Origin of the sequence: Natranaeroarchaeum aerophilus (assembly GCF_023638055.1) — an archaeon.
Taxonomy (GTDB): domain Archaea; phylum Halobacteriota; class Halobacteria; order Halobacteriales; family Natronoarchaeaceae; genus Natranaeroarchaeum; species Natranaeroarchaeum aerophilum.
This window is the reverse complement of sequence record NZ_JAKRVY010000009.1, coordinates 76,380-95,394: the sequence shown is the minus strand read 5'-3', so window position 1 is coordinate 95,394 and position 19,015 is coordinate 76,380. Positions and strand designations below refer to the sequence as shown.

15 protein-coding genes are annotated in these 19,015 nt (G+C 63.3%); 10 read left to right on the top strand and 5 right to left on the bottom strand.

The genetic code is table 11. From position 1 onward, the window contains the following. Positions 1–332: 332 nt before the first annotated feature. Complete coding sequence (locus tag AArcSt11_RS14455; protein WP_250598118.1) at positions 333–1,418, top strand: Mrp/NBP35 family ATP-binding protein; 1,086 nt, start codon at positions 333–335, stop codon at positions 1,416–1,418. A 53-nt stretch (positions 1,419–1,471) separates the two neighbouring features. Here AArcSt11_RS14455 and AArcSt11_RS14450 read toward each other — a convergent pair whose 3' ends face one another. The 4 genes from AArcSt11_RS14450 to AArcSt11_RS14435 all read right to left on the bottom strand — a co-directional run bounded on the left by AArcSt11_RS14450 (position 1,472) and on the right by AArcSt11_RS14435 (position 6,153). Next, on the bottom strand, positions 1,472–2,455 hold the full coding sequence (locus tag AArcSt11_RS14450) for a DUF8054 domain-containing protein (RefSeq protein WP_250598116.1): 984 nt from the start codon (positions 2,453–2,455) through the stop codon (positions 1,472–1,474). A gap of 70 nt (positions 2,456–2,525) precedes the next feature. Then, on the bottom strand, positions 2,526–4,172 hold the full coding sequence (locus AArcSt11_RS14445) for a tryptophan--tRNA ligase (protein WP_250598114.1): 1,647 nt from the start codon (positions 4,170–4,172) through the stop codon (positions 2,526–2,528). A gap of 75 nt (positions 4,173–4,247) precedes the next feature. Beyond that, entirely contained in the window at positions 4,248–5,297 is a 1,050-nt protein-coding gene (gene endA / locus AArcSt11_RS14440) for a tRNA-intron lyase (protein ID WP_250598112.1), read from the bottom strand. Positions 5,298–5,379: 82 nt separating this feature from the next. Beyond that, positions 5,380–6,153, bottom strand: coding sequence for a topoisomerase DNA-binding C4 zinc finger domain-containing protein (locus AArcSt11_RS14435; protein WP_250598110.1), 774 nt, complete (start codon positions 6,151–6,153; stop codon positions 5,380–5,382). A gap of 96 nt (positions 6,154–6,249) precedes the next feature. On the opposite strand from AArcSt11_RS14435, the gene AArcSt11_RS14430 reads away from it, so the two are divergent. Next, positions 6,250–6,915, top strand: coding sequence for an HAD family hydrolase (locus tag AArcSt11_RS14430; RefSeq protein WP_250598109.1), 666 nt, complete (start codon positions 6,250–6,252; stop codon positions 6,913–6,915). Here the strand turns inward: AArcSt11_RS14430 and AArcSt11_RS14425 are convergent. After that, positions 6,912–9,275, bottom strand: a complete 2,364-nt coding sequence (locus AArcSt11_RS14425) for a DEAD/DEAH box helicase (protein ID WP_250598108.1) — start codon at positions 9,273–9,275, stop codon at positions 6,912–6,914. The two genes, AArcSt11_RS14430 and AArcSt11_RS14425, sit on opposite strands and share 4 nt — an antisense overlap. A gap of 697 nt (positions 9,276–9,972) precedes the next feature. Between AArcSt11_RS14425 and AArcSt11_RS14420 the strand changes: the two genes are divergently transcribed. From AArcSt11_RS14420 to AArcSt11_RS17120, 8 genes are all read left to right on the top strand, one after another. Further along, the gene (locus AArcSt11_RS14420; RefSeq protein WP_250598107.1) at positions 9,973–10,536 is read left to right on the top strand and encodes a DoxX family protein; all 564 of its coding nucleotides are present in this window, start codon (positions 9,973–9,975) and stop codon (positions 10,534–10,536) included. Between the two features lie 157 nt (positions 10,537–10,693). Next, positions 10,694–11,005 carry an EMC6-like membrane protein gene (locus tag AArcSt11_RS14415; protein WP_250598106.1) on the top strand — a complete coding sequence of 104 codons (312 nt, stop codon included), beginning with the start codon at positions 10,694–10,696 and terminating at the stop codon, positions 11,003–11,005. 1 nt (position 11,006) lies between these two features. Next, on the top strand, positions 11,007–12,821 hold the full coding sequence (locus tag AArcSt11_RS14410; RefSeq protein ID WP_250598105.1) for a ribosome biogenesis/translation initiation ATPase RLI: 1,815 nt from the start codon (positions 11,007–11,009) through the stop codon (positions 12,819–12,821). Positions 12,822–13,183: 362 nt separating this feature from the next. Next, on the top strand, positions 13,184–14,374 hold the full coding sequence (locus AArcSt11_RS14405; protein WP_250598103.1) for a hypothetical protein: 1,191 nt from the start codon (positions 13,184–13,186) through the stop codon (positions 14,372–14,374). A gap of 43 nt (positions 14,375–14,417) precedes the next feature. After that, positions 14,418–14,597, top strand: a complete 180-nt coding sequence (locus tag AArcSt11_RS14400) for a hypothetical protein (RefSeq protein WP_250598100.1) — start codon at positions 14,418–14,420, stop codon at positions 14,595–14,597. 111 nt (positions 14,598–14,708) lie between these two features. Then, positions 14,709–15,692 (top strand): AAA family ATPase, encoded by a 984-nt coding sequence (locus tag AArcSt11_RS14395; RefSeq protein WP_250598098.1) that lies wholly within the window; start codon positions 14,709–14,711, stop codon positions 15,690–15,692. A 13-nt stretch (positions 15,693–15,705) separates the two neighbouring features. Further along, positions 15,706–16,767 carry a DUF58 domain-containing protein gene (locus AArcSt11_RS14390; RefSeq protein ID WP_250598096.1) on the top strand — a complete coding sequence of 354 codons (1,062 nt, stop codon included), beginning with the start codon at positions 15,706–15,708 and terminating at the stop codon, positions 16,765–16,767. Continuing rightward, positions 16,764–18,983 (top strand): transglutaminase TgpA family protein, encoded by a 2,220-nt coding sequence (locus tag AArcSt11_RS17120; protein ID WP_250598094.1) that lies wholly within the window; start codon positions 16,764–16,766, stop codon positions 18,981–18,983. The genes AArcSt11_RS14390 and AArcSt11_RS17120 overlap by 4 nt, the downstream gene beginning before the upstream one ends. Positions 18,984–19,015: the final 32 nt, after the last annotated feature.

The window sequence follows — 19,015 nt, the reverse complement described above, 5'->3', positions numbered from 1 at the left end:
TAGACTGCGTGGTTGTCAGTTACCGGTTCCGATTTCTCGGTCAGTTTCATCGGGCGTCGGGCGCGAGGCCGTCGGCGCGAATCCACCGATCGATCACGTCGTGGAGAAAAAGCCGAACCCAGTACTGTCGGTCGATGGCTGCGTGGCGACGCTGGCCGGGCACGTGGGTTCGGATGCCATACCCGCATGTACTGCAATGGTAAAATAAAAAGCTTTGCGAGTCTGGAACATAGCTCCCCTGTCGATTGTTCCCACCAGATGAAAACCGACTGGTATCATATACCGCTACTGACCTAACTAGGAACGAAAGACGCGGATCGCACTGACCATCCATGACATCAGAACGTGAACTTCTCGACCGGCTCGGCACAGTAACCGACCCACAGCTAGACGACGATATCGTGTCCCTGGGGCTGATAAACGAAGTGACAGTCGACGACGGAACGGCGTACGTCTCGCTGGCGCTGAACACGCCGTACGCGCCGGGCGAAATGGAGCTTGGCGAGCGGATCCGCGATGCAATCGCGGAACTGGGTCTGGAACCCCAGCTCCAGGCCGACGTCGACGAGTCGGTCGGCTTCGATACTGAAGTGTATCCGGACATCAAGAACGTGATTGCGGTCGCAAGTGGCAAAGGCGGGGTCGGAAAGACCACCGTCGCGACGAATCTCGCTGCAGGGTTGAATGACCTCGGCGCCCGTGTCGGAATCCTGGACGCGGATATTCACGGTCCCAACGTGCCGCGGATCCTCAACGTCGAGGACGAGCCGTCACTGACGGACGACCAGCGTCTCATTCCGCCGAGTTCGGACGGGATCAGCGTCATCAGTATGCGCTTTCTCACGGAAAACGAGGACGACCCAGCAGTGCTCCGTGGCCCGATGGTGAACAACGTCCTCATGCAGTTTGTCGAGGACGTGGAGTGGGGGCGTCTGGATTATCTGATCGTCGATCTGCCGCCGGGGACTGGCGACGCCTCACTAAACCTGCTTCAGAGCGTCCCTGTTACCGGCGCAGTGATCGTCACGACGCCACAGCAGATGGCCGTCGACGATGCCCGCAAGGGGTTAGAGCTGTTCGCACAGCACGATACCGAGGTGCTCGGTGTCGTCGAAAACATGAGCGCGTTCCAGTGTCCGAACTGTGATGATACCCACGAGGTGTTCGGTCGCGATGGCGCGGACGGGATCGTCGAGGACTACGGTGTCGACCTGCTGGGGCGGCTACCCGTCCACCCGGATCTCGGTGCCGAAGGCACTGGACGGCCGGCGGTCACTGACACGGAAAGCGCCGTCGCCGAACCGCTGACCGAACTCGTCGAGACGGTTGCCGATCGAGTCGGCGAAGTCAACCGGGCAACAGTCGGCGATCACCGTGCCGAGCCGGACGACGCCGACTGGCTCGACGACGGAGCGTAATCGTCCTGAGTCACGTTCCCTGGTTGAGCGACCGGCGGCACAGTCGGAGATCGCTACTCCACTGCCCCCTCGATCGTTTTCGCGTCGACTTCCAGATACCGCTGCTCGCAATCGTTACAGGCCACCGCTACGACTTCCCACGAGCGACAACAGGACTCGACCGTCTCCTCGCCCATCTCGATCGACCCCTCACAGAGCGGGCAGGTCGGCAGGAACGATCTGAGCGCCTTCAAAATGGGGAGTCGCTGGTGTGGCGCAAGCGCGGCCCAGCGGTCGTGTTCTGCCAGCAGCAGCTCGTTCGCCGTCGCATCGGCGAGCAACGCGCCCGTCGAGAGCCAGCGCTGGCGGCCGACACCGGTTGCCTCGACGACGACGGACTCCTCGTTGTCGGTAACCTCGATCCGCTCGGCGTCGGCGTCAAAAAGCGGCGCGAGGAGCTCGGGATCGGTGACGTCCTCGCGATGGCGCTCGGTGGCGTCGAGCCACGCCCGCTCGAAGGCCTCGGTGAGACAGAGGTCGTCGACCGACTCGCAGGGCTCGACGACGCCGAGGTCGCCGAGGAGTTGCTCGGGAACGATATCGGGCTCGGGCGCGTCGGCGTCATCGGCGGGGTCAGTCGACGACGCCGTCTCGGGATTCGCTCCGGTCGCCGTCGCATCGGGAGTACCCGGCGTCGCCCCGTGCCCGGCCTCGACTGACGGGCTCTCGGCAGTGCCGTCGTCGCCCCTGTCGTCCATAGCAGCGGCGTCGGCTGCTGGGACGAACTCGTCGGTCGAGTCGGGTGCCTTGTCGAACAGCGCCAGCACCCGGTTGGGGAGATACCGTTTCGTCAGCGTGGGCGTTCCGGGTACCAGATACCCGCGGAGGTAGATCGCCGCCAGCGAGAGGACGAAGACGACGACGCCGGCCAGCGGAAACGCCACGCCGACCGCCACCGCCAGCAGAGCCGCAATACAGACGTTGACCACGGTACAGGGTGTACACCGATTCTCGCCGGTGTACTCGGGGTGTCTGAGGGTGTCGAGACGTGTAGACATAGCTACGGGTACTGCAAGCGGAGTGAAAAATTCCACGGCGGGCGAGCGAAAACGATTCGTCGATCGTGGGCTATCGGCGTGCCCGATCGCTATCGAGCTCGATATCCAGTTCGTCGAGTTTGTCGGCCCACTCGGCGCGTTTCTCCTGATGCTCTTCGAGGAACTCGGCCATCAGCTCTGCCGCCTGTTCCTTGCAGCCGCCACAGAGGCGTTCGCCGCCGACACACTCCTCGTAGACCTCCGTTGCGAACTCGTCGTCATCGTCAGCGAGCAGATAGGCGTACAGCTCGTAGACAGGACACTCGTCGGCTTTCCCACCGAGTTCGCGCTGCTTTTCGGCGGTCTCACGCCCGCCCGTGGTGGCCGATTTGACCTTGTCGTACCCCTCCTCGGGATCGTCCAGCAGCGAGATGTGGCTCGCTGGGATCGAGGATGACATCTTGCCGCCGGTGAGACCGGTCATAAAGCGGTGGTAGATCGACGACGGCGGCAGGAAGCCGTAGCCGCCGTGGTCGAGTTCGACCTGCCGGGCGAGCTCGTCGGCATCCTCACGGGAGACCTCGAACGTGTCGACGTGATTCTCGTAGACGCGTTTCTCGCCCTCGACCGCGTCGATCAGCGCCTCGAAGGCGTCCTCGGTGGCGTTCCGATCAAGCAGCCGGACGCGCGGGCGAACCGGCTCCTTGCCCGCAGCATCGAGTTTCTCGATGGCTGACTGGCGCTCGTCCTCGGGCGCTGGTTCGTGCTCGCGGAGCCAGTCGGCGACGTCCTCGCAGCGAACGGTATCTCGCTCGTCGTCGGTGCGGGCCGCCTCGCCGTCGAGCGCTGCGTACGCCTCGGCGATCAGTTCGCGTTCGTCCTCGGTTGCCTCGAAGCTCGCGTACGCCTCGGTAACGCCGAAGAATCGGGTTCGAGCGGCCAGGTCCCGTGCGAGACGCATATGCGGATCTTGATCGGGACCGACCGGGATCACCGTCGGCTTGGGCTCGTCGGCGACCTGCGGGTAGAGGATGTCGGCCATCTGCGTGACGACGCTTTGCATGTGCGAGACGTCAGTCTCGCCGTCGAAGCCGTAGATCGAGCCGAGTTCCGAGTAGTTCGCCTCGATCCCCAGCTCGAAGGCCAGATCCTGTACCTCTCGGTTTGCCGACTGCCGATAGAGCGTGCCTTTCTCGGGATCGAAGCCGAGCGCGAGCAGCGAGAGGATGTAGCTCTCGGCGTGCTCGTCGATCTCGTCCCAGGTGAGCCCGCGGGCGCTGTGGGCTTCCAGATCGGCGATCAGCCCGTAGGCGTCCCCGCCCTGCTGTTGATGCCAGATGATCTCGTCGAAGACGAGCTTGTGACCGATGTGGGGATCGCCCGTCGGCATAAAGCCCGAAAGGACGGCGAACGGCTCGTTCTCGCGCATCGCCGCGGCGACCGGCTCGTAATCACGGTGCCCGAAGATCACGCCACGGCGCATCAGGTAGTGGGGGTTGGGCACAGAGTCAAGCAGCTCCTCGAATTCGGCGATCCCGAACTTTTCGAACAGTTTGCGGTAGTCCGCGACCGACGAGGAACCCCACGGGTCCAGCGCGACCTCGTCGGCTCCGGCGGCGCTGTCGGCTCCCGCGCCGTCGGTCCGAAGCTCGGCCGACGAACGCCAGTTCTGCCCGTCCGGGGCGTCTCGTTCGGACGGCGATACATTGGCGTCACGGGAGTCTGTATTTCGGGTCATCCGTGCGACTACCGAAATGTGGTGCGGGCGGCCGCATAAACCGTTCGTTTCGGGAGACGCGCCAGCCCAAAAACCTCAGGGCGTGATTCGTTCGACGCCGAGCCAGTCGATATCCTCGCCCTCGGTCAGCGCAAACAGCATCTCCTTGCGGACGCCGTGGGCCAGTCGGATGTCGAGCGACAGATCTCGGGGAGCGAACTCGTGATCGGGCGGCAACACCCTGACGAGGCGTTCGGAGTGGCTCAGCTCCTCGACGGACTCGACGTCGGCGTAGGTCCGAAAGTCCGCGCCGAACTTGAAGCCGGTCTTGGGGACGACACCGCGTTCACGGAGCACGGAGTAGGTGTAGAGCCGCCGGTCGAACCGCTCGCCTTCGACGGCGCGGCCGCGCTCGACGACCGCCTCGTAGCCCCCGTCGATGTCGATCGCGCCCGCGGCGGCGAGCTGTGCGGCCTCGACGAGCGAAAGCTGAAGCCCGTGGATCTCCTCGGCGTTCCGTTCTGCGAGTGGCTGGCCGTAGAAACCGCTCTCGTGGAGTCGTTCGGGCGGCTCCCAGCAGATCGCCCGGTCCGCGAAGAGTACTGCCGGAACGCTCTCTGGCAGGTCGACCGTCGTCGACCCCTCGATCGCGGGACTGTCCGTCGCGAAGTAGGTGATCTCGCTTTCCTCGTCGACGATGGCGAGGGTGCACTCCCCCAGCGAGGACGCCGCGACACCCTGGCGCTCGCCGACGACCCGGATTCGGTACTCGGTGCGCCCGTCCTCGGGTCCCTTACCGCGAGGGTAGACGACGAAATCGATACTCCCGAGGTCGGCCGAACTCGGCGTCCAGCGATCTCGGGCAGGCGAGAGATAGAACCCGCGTGCGCGCAGGTCGGCATAGACCAGAAAGCGCAGGCCAAAGCGCTCGCGTCCCGGCTGGGTGAGAAACTCCCGGAAGCCGAGCCGTCGATCGTCGTCGAGGATCGCCTCCAGATCCCCGCGAAAGAGGAGATGGGCCGCCTCGACCGGGGCAAGGGCGATGTCGTTTCCGCCGGTGGGATAGCCGTATCCGCGGGCATCGTAGAACTGCTGGCGCGCGTTGCCCGAGAGGTGGACGACGCCGTCGCGGAGTGTGCCTTCCATTGGGAGACTCTCGCCCGCCTGCGGGCAAAGGTGCTACGGTCCGGAATGGGGCCGGTCGACCGGAGATGGGACAGCCACCCGGTCACGGCCCGGGCAGTTCGCTGGCCTCACACGTCGCATCGAGGCACCGCCGCCCAGTCGGCGTCTCGAACAGCGGGAGGTCACAGCCACAGGTGCCGACGATCGTCCCCGCGGGGATCGAAAAACCCGTCTCGCAGTCGGGATAGGAGTCACAGCCGGCGATCAGCCCGCCCCGGCGAAGGATCCGAAGATCGTCGCCACACTCCGGACAGTCCCACGCCCGGTCGAACTCCTCGCGGACCGCGGCGTCGAGGGACTCACACTCCCGATCCATGCAGATATCGAAGGGGAGACCGCGTTCGGCCCGAAGCCGGGGGAGGCCACACTCACAGTGTTCCGATCGGATCGACGCACCGGCGGGAAGCCCGTACCGGTTGCCACAGCCCAGACAGGACACTGCGCCGCTCGCACGGACGAGCGAGCGCCCGCAGTCGGGACAGGAGCCGACCGGCACGCCCGCTTCGGTCGCCGGATAGCTGGCGTAGCCGTCCTCACTGTGGCCGACGACCCGGAGCGTCTCCTCGCCAGAGCGGGCTGTCACCGAGAACCCACGGTCGCGGGCACAGGTCACCGAATCGGCGCGGGTGAGCCACGCCACGGGCTGGTAGCCATCGGCGTCGTGGACCAGCACGGTATTGTCGGGCTTGACGACCACGGTGACATGGCCGCGATGCTCCTCGCGGCCGTCGCTGTCGTAGATGGCGGTACACTCGCCCGCGAAGACGCGGATCGAGTGGTCGGTTTCCGGTAGAACTGGATCGGCCGTCTCGGACATGGACCGCTCTGGCCGCGGGTTCGTACTTGAACCTGTGGACCATCCCCCAGTACCGCGGCGGCGGGTATATCCGGCGGGACGGTGTACCAGTTGGATATGCAGGCAGTGCTGTGGGACATGGACGGCGTACTGGTCGACTCCGAGGAGTACTGGGTCGAACTCGAAGAGGAGCGGGTCCTGCCCGAAGCAGTCGGCGAGGGAGTTGTCGAGGACGAGGAGATCACGGGCATGAACTACCGGGAGATCTACGACTACCTCGAAGCCCACTACGGCGATCAGTTGCGGGTGGACCGCGAGACGTTCGAAGCCCACTACGAGGAGGCAGCCGAGGAGCTATACGGCGAGCGCGTCGGCCTGCTGGAGGGCTTCGAGGGGCTTGCCGAAGAGCTCCGGGAGCGCGGCGTGGCACTTGCGGTCGTCTCCTCATCGCCCCACGACTGGATCGACATCGTCCTCGATCGGTTCGGCATCCGGGAGTACTTCGACGCCGTCGTGAGCGGGAACGCCATCGACGGCCGCAGCAAGCCGGAGCCGCTGGTCTACGAGACGGGCGCTGCCGAACTCGACGTCGATCCGGCCGACTGTGTCGCCGTCGAGGACTCCGAGAACGGGGTCGAGGCGGCAAATCGTGCGGGGATGACGAGTATCGCGTATCGAACCGAAATCAACCCCGGTATGGATTTCTCCGACGCGGACATCGTCGCCGAGGGGCCAGGAGAGCTCCGGGAGACGGTGCTGGACGTCGTTGCGGGCGACCGCTAGGGTCGCTCTACGTCGACGCTTCGCGAGTCCCGCACGGGCAACAGCGGCAACTCGGGGAACGACACTTCGACGGCGTACTCCAGCGGCGACTCGTCGCCGCCGAAGACCCCGACCGGGACGGCAAGTTCGTCGCTCAGGTACGTTTCGTCAGCAGTCATCTCGATGTCGTTGACCGTGACGCGCACGCCGACCGCGGCGTTACCCGCCACAGTTCGGACCGTGACCTCGCACATCTCGTTTTGCCCGTGTGGGATCGAGTCGGGAAACGAGCCCCACTCGATCTCGATGGCTGGCAGTTCGCCCGCGGACTCGATGACGCGCTCGGCGACGCCCTCGGAGAGCCCGGCGGCGACGAGGCCGTCCACGCCCACGGCGATGACTTCCCCGGGTGTCGTGATCCCCTCGGCAGCGAGTTTGCTGGCCCGGCCCGACCCGATCCCGTCGACTGCAGTTAGACCCACAGCCCCCTCGCTGACCCCGTGGTCGAGGCGCGCCTCGACGCGCCGGACGAGGTTGGCGGTCTGGGGGTCAGCAAAGCGCCTGCAGAAGGCCCCGAGTGCGGACACCAGCCGGACGGAGTTCTGCCGGATTACCCACGCATCGCTGGTCAGGTCTGCGGGTGTCGAGCCGGTCATCGAGGAGTGCAGGATTGCAAGTACTTTTCGCTGGCCAGCATCCACGTCGTCAGTGTAGGTTTTGCCAGAGAGTACAGCCGAGATGGCGTCACGCTCGGACTGGCGGGCGTTGACGCTGTCGAACTCCTCGGCGGTCGCGACCGCTTCGAGGACGGTGTCGACATCCTGACGCTCTGCCGTCGCGAGGTCGTGAAACCGCTCGGCCGTATCGAGCCGCAGGTAGTACTTCGACGCGAGCCGTCCCAGCGGCGTTGGATCGACGCCCAGTTCGTCGGTCTCGACGAAGCCAGCCTCGACCAGTTCCGAGAGCGTCTCGCGGACGCGCTCGCGGAGGTTCTCGAACCCGTATTTCGAGGGGGCGCTCTGGGCGCGCTGGTAGTAGAACGTCGTTTCGAGCCAGTCCATCACGTCGTCGAGATCGCGGATCGTCCCCATGGCGATCTCGGCGTTGAGGTGGGCGTCGAGATCCTCCGCTAACTGGGATTCGATCTCCTTGCCGTCCCGCAGAAGTTTCCGGTACTTGTCGGCGTCGGCGCGATCACAGACGATCCAGCCGTAGCCCACGTCGTCGTAGCCGGGACGGCCCGCCCGTCCGAGCATCTGGAGCACATCCAGCGGGCTCATGTCGACTTCACCTTCCAGCGGGTCGTGATACTTCGTGTCACGAATCACCACACAGCGAGCGGGAAGGTTGACTCCCCACGCGAGCGTCGACGTCGAAAAGAGGAGCTGGATCTGTCCCTGTCGGAACCACTCCTCTACGAGGTCCTTGTCGTTTTTCGAGAGCCCCGCGTGGTGGAAGCCAACCCCATCGAGCGCGGACTTGCGCAGGGTGTCGTTTTCCAGTTGCTGGGTCTCGGTATGGTAGTCGTACTCGCCGCGTGCGCCCATCTCCAGGTCGCGTTCGGCGATCTCGTCGCGTGCCTTCTTTGCGGCCTGGACGGTGTCCTGGCGCGAGGAGACGAAGACGAGCGCCTGCCCGCCGTCGTCGATGTGGGGTTCGGCCAGATCCATCGCCCGGTAGAGCCGGCGGTACTTGTCGGCAAAGGAGTTCTCCCCGTGTGTGTACGTGCGCACGTCGGCGTGCAGGTCGACCGGCCGATACTCGTCGCCGAATTCGAAGGTGGTTTCGGCGGGAGCGTCGAGCCACGCCGCCACGTCGTCGATGTTCGGCATCGTCGCCGAGAGCGCGACGACGCGGGGTTCACAGAGCCGCCGGAGTCGCGAGATCGTCACTTCGAGGACGCTTCCGCGGCGATCGGAGTCGAGCAGATGGACCTCGTCGATGACGCAGACGTCGATGTCGGTAATGAAGTCGTAGCGGCGGCTGTCGTGTTTGCGGGTCGCCGAGTCGGTCTTTTCGGGCGTCATTACGAGGATGTCGGCCCGACGCGCACGCCGGGGATTCAGGTCCCGCTCGCCGGTGACGACGTACACGGAGTAGCCGAGTTCCTCGAAGCGCTCCCAGTCGGCCTCCTTCTCGTTGGTCAGCGCACGGAGGGGGGCGACAAAAAGCGCGGTTCCGCCGTTGGCAAGCGCCCGACAGATCGCCAGCTCGGCGAGTGCGGTCTTGCCGCTCGCGGTCGGCGCGCTGGCGACGACGTTCTCGTCGCTCCCGAGCAACCCGGGCAGGGCCTCCTGTTGCATCCGGTTGAACGACTCGAACGCGAACGCGTCCGCAAAGTCGGAGAGCTCGAAGTCGGCGAGGTCCTCGGCGAGTGCCATCAACAGATATCCTGGGACGGGCGGGCAAATGCGTTTCCTTCCAGCGCCGGGGGCACTGCACTCGACGGTTGGACAGACGTGAGATCGTCGCGCGAGAACTGGTGGTTCCCAGTTAGTGGGAACCACTTTTACCGTTCAAGAGGGTGGCCGGCCAACTGTTGACATCCTCCTCCGCGTAAACGCGGAGGAATCCTGAGCGTTGGAGATTTCAGGTCTCCAGTCCCACCGAACCCCAGTACGGTGAGAATCCGTGTGGGGTTCACGGACTGTGGCGGGTGGGACTGCTGGGAGTGCCAAGCCCCCGGTACTCCTATCCTCGGCGTTCATCGACCCTCGTGGTTGTTTTTGCCCGGCGAGGGTCGAGTCAGCGTCAACAGACTCGGAGTTACTTTCTCCATGCGTACAGCAGTCAACTCCGCGACCGATTCAGAGAAGAACCGGGCGGTCATCGACTGGTTCCGATTACTGTCTCATTGCTTGGGGCGGACAGGCCGCCATCGTAGGACTGGTGGGAATCACTCTGTTCCCAGCCTGATTCCTACCCATACGTAGGATTGCCTGTCAGTTTAAGCTATGGATTGTCAAATCTCAAAGTGGCTATTGCAGCGTAGATTGACTCAGAGTTGTCGGATTCATCCTGCGCCTAAACGCGCAGGTATTCTCCTTGATTATGTATAATTGCACGAGGTAGATTACGATGTCCACGAAATCACAAAACCGACTCGAAAGCCAGTACGCGGGAATTAACCTCGAAGGCCAGCCACACGCTCTGAGCGCGTGGTTCGTCGTCCTACTCCGGGTCATGATCGGCGGCATGATCCTCTTTGCAGGACTCGGCAAATACGCCATCTTCAGCGGCGAGGCCTTCGACGCCGGCGGCTACCTCGCCAACGTCGACGCAGTCAGCCCCGCCAGCGGCCTGTTCGCACTAATGGCCGAGAGTGGGCTGTTCATGGAATTCGTCAACGTAATCGTCCCACTGACGCAGGTCCTGATCGGCCTCGCACTCATCACCGGCGCGTTCGTTCGCCTCGCCGCCCTCGGCGGTGCCATGCAGATGGCGCTGTTCTACCTCGGCGGCTGGCCCGCAGAGTGGCTCGCCGTCTTCGACTCGACGCTCATCTACGCCGTCGTCTTCCTGGCGGTGGCCGCCTTCGGCGCAGGCCGAATCCTCGGCCTCGACAAACACATCGAACAGATAGAGATCGCCGGTGAACCACTCATCGAAAAGTACCCCGCCGCAAAGTACATCCTCGGCTAAACTGAGGACCCACGTTCGGATCCGTCAGGACAGTTGGATGCAATCGGTGTGGCTCCCGCGACTCCACTCTTTTGGCCCCACTGAGCAAAAGAGCAGTGCAGCCAGACGCCAGTGCTGGAACGAACGCCTTTTTACCGGTGATATCCGACTATGCAGTATGTCGACCGAAACTGCCAGCCCGAAGGCCCAGCACCTCCGGGCGGTAACGATCACGACGATCACCGCACTTGCGGGCGTCGCCGCAGCGTTCGGGTCGCTGTACGTTGGCGGTCCGGGAGCGGAGGCCGCGGGCGACGGTATGGCCCAGCTCGTCGTGGTCGTCGCGATTATCGCACAGATCCCCCTCTACGACCTGCTCGGGTACGACGACTTCGGGGGTGCGAAGGATTACCTCTTTGTTGCGTTCATGACCTTCGCCTTCTGGTTCGTCACGTGGGGCATTATGCTGACGACCGGCTTTTCGCTCTAACATGGCGGACGACAGCATTGCAGTCGTCGATCTCGAACGGTGTCAGCCGGACCGGTGTAACTACGAGTGCAAGAACTACTGCCCGCCGAACCGAACCGGCAAGGAGTGTATCACGCTGCGTGGCGAGGAGACCCGGGAGGGCCAGCCCGATCAGGTCCACATCTCCGAGGAGATCTGTCTGGGTGAAACCTGCGGTATCTGCGTCGAAAAGTGCCCGTTCGACGCCATCGAAATCATCAATCTCCCCCAGGAGCTCGACGACGATCCAGCCCATCGCTACGGGGAAAACGCATTCTCACTGTACGGGCTGCCGATCCCCGAAGAGGGCAAGGTTACCGGTATCCTCGGCCCGAACGGCATCGGGAAGACCACAGCCGTCCGCATCCTCGCGGGCGAGATGGTACCCAATCAGGGTAACCACGAGTCGCCACCGGACTGGGACGACGTTCTGGAACGGTATCGCGGGACGGAGTTACAGGACTACATCGCCGCAGTCCGCGACGGCGACGTCAAGGTCTCCCGAAAGCCCCAGTACGTCGATGAGATCCCCGGCCAGTTCGATGGGAACACGCGGGAACTGCTCGAACACACGGACGAGCGGGGCGAACTCGACTACCTGATCGATCGTATGGAGATCGGCCCCGTAATGGATCAGGACATCGACAGCATCTCCGGCGGGGAGCTCCAGCGGGTCGCCATCGCAGCGTGTCTCGCACGCGAGGCTGACTTCTATTTCCTCGACGAGATCACGCCGTACCTCGACATCGGCCAGCGGATGACCGTCGCCCGGCTGATCCGCGAACTCGCTGACGAGGAAAATAAATCGATGCTGGTCGTCGAGCACGACCTGGCAATTCTCGACCTGCTTGCCGATTCCCTCCATATAGCCTACGGGAGTCCGGGCGCGTACGGTGTCGTTACGCCACCAAAGTCGGTCCGCAACGGTATCAACGAGTATCTCGCGGGCTACCTCGACAACGAGAACATGCGGATCCGGCCGAGCCCGATCGAGTTCGAGGAACACGCCCCCCGGCCCGTTAACCGCGCACAGACGCTCGCGGAGTATCCCGACGTTACAAAGAGCTACGGTGAGGGCGAGTTCAGCCTCGACGTTGAGGGGGGGACGATCCGGAAAAACGAGGTGCTCGGGATCGTCGGCCCGAACGGGATCGGTAAATCGACGTTCGCGAAGATGCTCGCCGGATCCCTGGAGCCCGACGAGGGCGACCTCGACGTCGCGCTCGACATCTCGTACAAGCCCCAGTACATCGACATCGACCAGCCGATGCGCGTCGACGCCTTCCTCTCGTCGATCACCGATCAGTTTGGTTCCTCGTACTGGGACACCGAGATCGCCCAGCCGCTCCAGCTGGAACGGATCATGGAGCAGAACCTCACCGACCTCTCCGGCGGTGAGCGCCAGCGGGTCGCCATCGCGGCCTGTCTGTCGGACTCGGCCGACCTCTACCTGCTCGACGAACCGTCGGCCCACCTCGACGTCGAACAGCGCGTGCAGGCCGCGAGCGCGATCCGGCGGTACGCCGAACAGCAGAGTGCAACCGTGATGGTCATCGACCACGACATCTATATGATGGATCTGCTGGCGGACCGGCTGATGGTGTTCGACGGCGAGCCCGCCGAGCACGGTCGTGCGGGCCAGCCCCAGGCGATGCGGTCGGGGATGAACGAGTTCCTCTCGAACCTGGATATCACGTTCCGCCGCGACGAGCGCGTTGGCCGACCGCGGATCAACAAGCCCGAAAGCCAACTGGACCGCGAACAGAAACGCGAAGGCGAGTACTACTACTCTCTCTGACAAGAACACCGACGATCGGTGTTCTAAGCGGAGCTTACCGGGGTATACGGGATCTCTGAATGCCAGTGTGTCTCCCATCCCAGTCATCAGCGTGGTTCTGTTTGACGCGGTATTACTCCTCAGGTAGCAGTCAATTATCGGACTGCCGGGGTACGGTAAAGATGGAATACTACGAATAAGCGCTTGCTTCGCGCGTCAGCACTCACCACCAGTTCGGACAGGTAGGTTCACTGATCGGGTCGGTTCTCCGTAACTCGGAGGCAGGTATCCGTAACCAATCAGTGGTAAGAACCGTTGGAGTTCGATACAACGCTTGTCAATCCGCGAAAAGCGTTTTTATTATACTCCGATCTTACCCGGACATGGCAGAGGATACTGATACGGACGTACCGTCAATCGAAACCTACAGTCGTCGCTCGTACCTGTCCGGAATCGGCAGTGGTGGTCTCTTGCTCGGTACGTCCGCCCTACTGTTCGGCACAGGGAGTTCGGACGACACGGAGGAGGCAGTTGCACTCGAAGAAACGGGTGGGTTCCAGGCCGATGAACCGGAAGCGGTGCAGGATTCGGACGTAATCGATCTCGGTGAAGAGGGATTGTCGGAGGGTGACGATGTCGGAGCCTGGCTCTCGGACTATATCGAAGACGGTCTAGAGATCATCGTCCCGGCTGGTAGATACGACTACTCGACAAGCGCGTTCACCCGCGGTCTGGGTGATGGCTATGCGGACGTTACAGTCCGGGGAGAAGGCGAGTTTGGCGATGTCGTCTTCGATCACGGCGATGGCTACAATTTCTCCGAGGTGCTCTCCGCAAACGGCGGCGATCTCCTGCTCGATAACATCGTCTGGCGCGGCGTCGCGGGTGGTAACGGGAACATAACCCTCCAGGCGTCCGAGGGCGACGAGGTGAGGCTTCGACGTGTTGCGCGCCCCGACGGAAGCAACGACTACGGAGAAGGAGTGTTCGTCCGACCCGAACACGCAGGTGTCGCCGTACTCGAACACTGCTGGTTCGAGTCGTTCCCCGACAACGGTCTGTACGCTAGTGCGCCGGGCGGGTCCAACGGGAACGACGGCGAAGTCACGGTGATCGGTGGGCTATACAAAAATAACAACATCGCGAACATCCGCATTAGCGGCACGAACTCCACGGTCGAGAGTGCGACCGTCGTGCTAACTACCCAACACGATGACAAGTGGGGGAGCGACCAAAGCGTCAACATGCGTGGCATCTGGGTTCGGGAAGGAACGGAGAGTACGGGCAGAAACATCACGATCCGGGACTGTGACGTCTACAACGAGCTTCCGCACGCTCCGATCGAGATCAACCCACGTGACGGTGGGGGTAGCGGCATCATCACCGACACTCGCGTGTACAACGAAAGCGACGGAGTTCCGGCAATCGGGCATCTCGACGGGGAGTGGGAGACCGATGGAGTCGCCATCACTGGCAACGGAGACACCACTAACGAGATCGATACTGGCAGTTGTAACGGCCCCGAGTGCGAACAGGCATCGCCTATCGCAGTCGAACCAATCGGTGATCGGTGATACCATGGACGGAGCGACGCGACGTGACTGGGAGCGACTTCGTATGGATCCCGACATCGAAACCGATCTGGGCTACGAGCCAGCGGAACTCGATGTCGTGACAGTCGACCGACTGAATCGCGATCAGCGGCTCTTTCTCCCCACTGACGAGGATGCACTGCACGAGGATGCGTTTATCGTCGCCGACGCCGACGCGGTCTGTGATCTCGTAGATCACATCTAGACTGGCTCTAGTCGGTGTATTCCGTCACAAAGACTTTTACTCAGGGAACCGAACAGGACATAGCTCTCCCCGCGCCTGCTGGTCGTGGTTGCGGGAACGCACTCTGAAACAATGACGGATGCTAACTCTCCCGACGTATTCGAGCCCTCACAGCAGTCTACCGATGTGCAAACAATCCCGATAGAGGACATCCAGCCGCTCGCGTCATCGGTCGTCGACAACGTGAAGCGAGTGATCGTCGGTCAGGACGACGTGATCGAACACGTGGTCGTCACGATGCTCGCTCGGGGTCACGTGCTGCTCGAAGACGTCCCCGGCGTCGGCAAGACGATGCTCGCCCGGTCGATCGCCCGGTCCGTCGACTGTCGGTTCAAACGCGTCCAGTTCACGCCCGATCTCCTCCCCTCCGATATTACCGGTGTGAACGTATTCAACAAGCAGCGACGGGAGTTCGAGTTCCAGCCGGGGCCGGTGTTCGCAAACGTCGTTCTGGGCGACGAGATCAACCGCGCTCCGCCAAAGACCCAGAGCGCCTTGCTCGAAGCCATGGAAGAACAGCAAGTGACGGTGGACGGCGAGACACGCCCGTTGCCGCGGCCATACACCGTGATCGCGACACAGAACGCGGTCGAACCCGATCGGACCTACGATCTGCCGCTCGCGGAGATCGACCGCTTTACGAAGAAGCTTCAGCTGGGGTATCCGGAGCCCGAGGACGAGGCCGAGATGCTTGACCGGGTCGTCGGGACGCATCCGATCGAATCGCTCGCCCCGGTCACCGACACGGCGACGCTCGTTGGCGCACGACAGGCAGTCGCAGAGGTAACGATCGAGGCACCCATTCGTGAGTACGCGACGCGACTTGCGACGTACACGCGCGAGCACGCGGAACTCGGGGCCAGCCCCCGCGCGACGGTATCGCTCCTCCGTGCAGCACAGGCACGGGCGGCGTTCTCCGGACGGGAGTATGTCCTCCCCGACGACATCAAGACGGAAGCGCCGGTCGTGTTCTCACACCGGATCCGAACCGGCGACGGGAGCAGATCGGGTACGGATGTCGTCGAGAATGCACTCACATCGGTACCGATCGAATGAGGGGGCGTTGTCGATGAAGCCGACACGTCGCGGCGTCGTCGTAATCGCGCTGATCGTCGGGGGGGTCTATATGGCCGCAGAGTTCGGCCCTCGGGCGCTCAATGCCGTCGTCGGGCCGGCGCTCGTCGCGCTCGTCGTCGCCGCCGTACAGGTCGGGATCGCGGATCCTCCCCGGGTCGATCGCCGACTCCCGGAACCCGGGGCCGTCGGAACGGAACGATCCGTAGAACTGGCCATCGAGACCGACTCACCGACCAGTGCAACAGTGTACGACAGCGTAGGTAAGGGACTACTCGCTACCGGCAACCGTGCCACGACGACGATCGGTAATGGCCCACTTACCTACGACCTCCGTCTGGACGAGCGCGGCGATCACGAGATCGGGCCGCTTGCTGTCGAAATTACGGATGTTCTGGGGCTTTTCACCCGGCAGTTCGAGTTCGAGGAGATCGACCGACTGCTCGTGTATCCGCCAACCTATCAGCTCGATCCTGCAGGCTCCGGTCTGACAGTCTTCTCGGCGGTCGATCAGTCCTACGGTAACGACGAGTTCGAGCATCTCCGGGAGTACCAGCGTGGTGACACGCTTCGGGATGTCGACTGGAAGGCGAGTGCAAAACGCCCGGACGAGGGGCTCGTCGTCGGGGAATTCGACGATAGCAGTCGGCAGGAGACAGTCCGAATAGCGGTTGATACCGACGCCGGTGACCCTGACAACCTCGCGGCAGCCGCCGCAAGCATTGCGTGTTACCTCCTCGACACCGGTTTCGAGGTCGGTCTCGGGACTCCCACGGCGACGGTCGCTCCCGAAAGCGGCGGAGAGCACCGGCGATCGATACTGGCGGCGCTCGCTCGGCTTTCCAGCGGGAGACTGGCCGACGAAACACAGGAGCGTGCTGACCTGATCGTCTCGGCCGAGGGAGAGGATGTTACAGTTCGAGCGGACCGCACAACGGTTGCGTTCGACGATCTCGTTACGGGAGGCAGGACTGACCCAGCCGGGGAGGGTTTCCGGGCCTCTGAAGCTGGTCGGGGCGAATTCGGCAGGACCGCCACCGGGGTGGGAGCGACGTGAGTACGAACACCGCGCGACTCGGGACTCTGCTTCCGGAAGACGTGGCGCTCACCTCCGCATACCGGTATCTCGCACTCGGCTCGATTCTGGTGTTGACGGTGTCCTACACAACGGTGTTACGGGATATCGCCATCGTTGTCGGAGAGTCATCGCAGGTCGTCACGGCAGTGATGCTGACGCTAGTGGTCGCGACGATCCTTGCAAAACTCGTTGCAGAGCGCACTGCGTTGTTGCTCGCCGGGAGTCTACTGATCATCGGCTACGGCTGGTATCTCGCGATGTCGCCCGGGACGACTGCGACAGTAATCGGCTCGTGGGATGTCCTGTTGAACGACGCGCTGTCCCTGCTTACTGGCCTGTCGCTAATCCAGATTACGGACGCAGAAGTGTGGGCGACCGGCACCGCACCGGCACCGGTCTTCCTGTCGTGGTATCTGGCAGTCCGTGGCCGCTATATCGGGAGTACCGTCGTTGGTGGGGGTGCACTGTTGATGCTCGTGCTCACCGGGGACGCCCCGGCAATGACGACGCTAATCGGCGTCCTCGCCGCGACGTGTGCAGTCGGGTTCGGCGAACTCGATCGCAGGGACGGCTCGCTTCGACAGCTCGACGTTCTCATCGTTCTGGTTGCCGTGATGCTCCTGTTCACCGTTTCAGTCACCGTCGTTCCGAGTGGTAGCGGAGCGCCCCTCGGGCTCGACAGTCCCGGCTCTCTGGGCGGACTGGAAGACGGCGAGGACGCGGACACGGTCGAGGGAAGCCTGATGAACTCCCCGGACGAACTGCAGATCCAGGGAAGCGTCGATCTCACCCCCGAAGTTCGCTACACGGTGCAGAGCAACGAGCCAGCACACTGGCGCGTCGGGACATACGATACGTTTACCGGCGACGGCTGGGTTCGCTCCGGCGACACCAGTAGTTACGATGGTCCAATTGAGGGACCGCCCGGTTCGACCGAAACGGTCGTCCAGAGCTACCGGGTCGAAACGCAGACGAACGCGATGCCTGCGGCCAATCAGCCAACGGAAGTCCGCGGCGGGATCACCTCCCAGACCCAGGTGACCGAACACGGCAGCGTTCTGACCGAGCGATCACTTCTCGAGGGCGACGGCTACGGAATTCGTAGTGAACGCCCCGATGCGGAGCCCGACGAACTCCGAACCGCCGGGACGGACTATCCCGAACAGGTCGAGGATCGCTATCTGCAGCTCCCTGAAGACCAACCGGAGCGAGTGGGTCAACTGACAGACGACGTGACGGCCGACGCCGACAACCCCTATGACAGCGCAGTAGCGATCGAGCAGTACCTCGAAGCCGAAAAGGAGTACTCCCTCGATGTCGAGAAGCCCGACGGCAACATCGCCGACGGCTTCCTCTTCGAGATGGATGAGGGGTACTGCACCTACTATGCAACATCGATGACAGCGATGCTTCGCTCGCAGGGGATCCCCGCCCGGATGGCGACGGGCTACTCCACCGGCCAGTCCGTCGGGGACGACGAGTACGTCGTCCGCGGGCTGAACTCCCACGCCTGGGTCGAGGTGTACTTCCCCGATCAGGGGTGGGTAACCTTCGATCCGACCCCGTCGGGACCGCGTGACGACACCCGTGCTGACCGGATCGAAGAAGAGCGTGCGCTCGGGAACCCCGACGTCGACACCGACGACAGTGAGGACGAACCCGTCGAAGACGAATCGGAAAGCGACGAGGACGAAAGCGAAGAGGAGACCGACGAGTCCGAAGCGGACGAACAGGAGCACGACGAAGAGTCACCGGATGTCGACGAGTACGACGACCCCGACGAAGGATTCACGATCCCGTTACCATCCCGGGAGACGATCGCGATGAGTCTCGTACTGTTCTTCGGGCTGGCCGCCGGTGCCCACCGCGCTGGCTACGTGGACCGCGCGCACCGAACCGCTCAACTGCACTGGCAGAGTGCGGGCGAGAACCCGGAGAGGGATATCGAGCGTGCGTTCTTCCGCCTCGAACTGTTGCTCGGCGACGAGCACCGGGACCGAGAGCCGACCGAAACGTATCGCGAGTATCTCGCTACCGTGGAGGACGTCGACGAGCGGATCGAGCGGGTCGCACGGATCCACGAGCGAGCGCGATACGGCGGAGAGATCTCCGCAGAGGATGCCGACGATGCGGTTCGGCTCGTCGACGAGCTGGTCGCCGAACGGAGTCGAGTTCGGGGACTGCTTCGTCGTTGATCACGAGAACGGAGACGGCGGGTTCTGTGCCG

Excerpts from the sequence above, each read along its gene's own strand:
- AArcSt11_RS14455 (WP_250598118.1), top strand. The coding sequence starts at position 333 with ATGACATCAGAACGTGAACTTCTCGACCGGCTCGGCACAGTAACCGAC.
- AArcSt11_RS14450 (WP_250598116.1), bottom strand. The coding sequence starts at position 2,455 with ATGTCTACACGTCTCGACACCCTCAGACACCCCGAGTACACCGGCGAG.
- AArcSt11_RS14445 (WP_250598114.1), bottom strand. The coding sequence starts at position 4,172 with ATGACCCGAAATACAGACTCCCGTGACGCCAATGTATCGCCGTCCGAA.
- endA (WP_250598112.1), bottom strand. The coding sequence starts at position 5,297 with ATGGAAGGCACACTCCGCGACGGCGTCGTCCACCTCTCGGGCAACGCG.
- AArcSt11_RS14435 (WP_250598110.1), bottom strand. The coding sequence starts at position 6,153 with ATGTCCGAGACGGCCGATCCAGTTCTACCGGAAACCGACCACTCGATC.
- AArcSt11_RS14430 (WP_250598109.1), top strand. The coding sequence starts at position 6,250 with ATGCAGGCAGTGCTGTGGGACATGGACGGCGTACTGGTCGACTCCGAG.
- AArcSt11_RS14425 (WP_250598108.1), bottom strand. The coding sequence starts at position 9,275 with ATGGCACTCGCCGAGGACCTCGCCGACTTCGAGCTCTCCGACTTTGCG.
- AArcSt11_RS14420 (WP_250598107.1), top strand. The coding sequence starts at position 9,973 with ATGTCCACGAAATCACAAAACCGACTCGAAAGCCAGTACGCGGGAATT.
- AArcSt11_RS14415 (WP_250598106.1), top strand. The coding sequence starts at position 10,694 with ATGTCGACCGAAACTGCCAGCCCGAAGGCCCAGCACCTCCGGGCGGTA.
- AArcSt11_RS14410 (WP_250598105.1), top strand. The coding sequence starts at position 11,007 with ATGGCGGACGACAGCATTGCAGTCGTCGATCTCGAACGGTGTCAGCCG.
- AArcSt11_RS14405 (WP_250598103.1), top strand. The coding sequence starts at position 13,184 with ATGGCAGAGGATACTGATACGGACGTACCGTCAATCGAAACCTACAGT.
- AArcSt11_RS14400 (WP_250598100.1), top strand. The coding sequence starts at position 14,418 with ATGGATCCCGACATCGAAACCGATCTGGGCTACGAGCCAGCGGAACTC.
- AArcSt11_RS14395 (WP_250598098.1), top strand. The coding sequence starts at position 14,709 with ATGACGGATGCTAACTCTCCCGACGTATTCGAGCCCTCACAGCAGTCT.
- AArcSt11_RS14390 (WP_250598096.1), top strand. The coding sequence starts at position 15,706 with ATGAAGCCGACACGTCGCGGCGTCGTCGTAATCGCGCTGATCGTCGGG.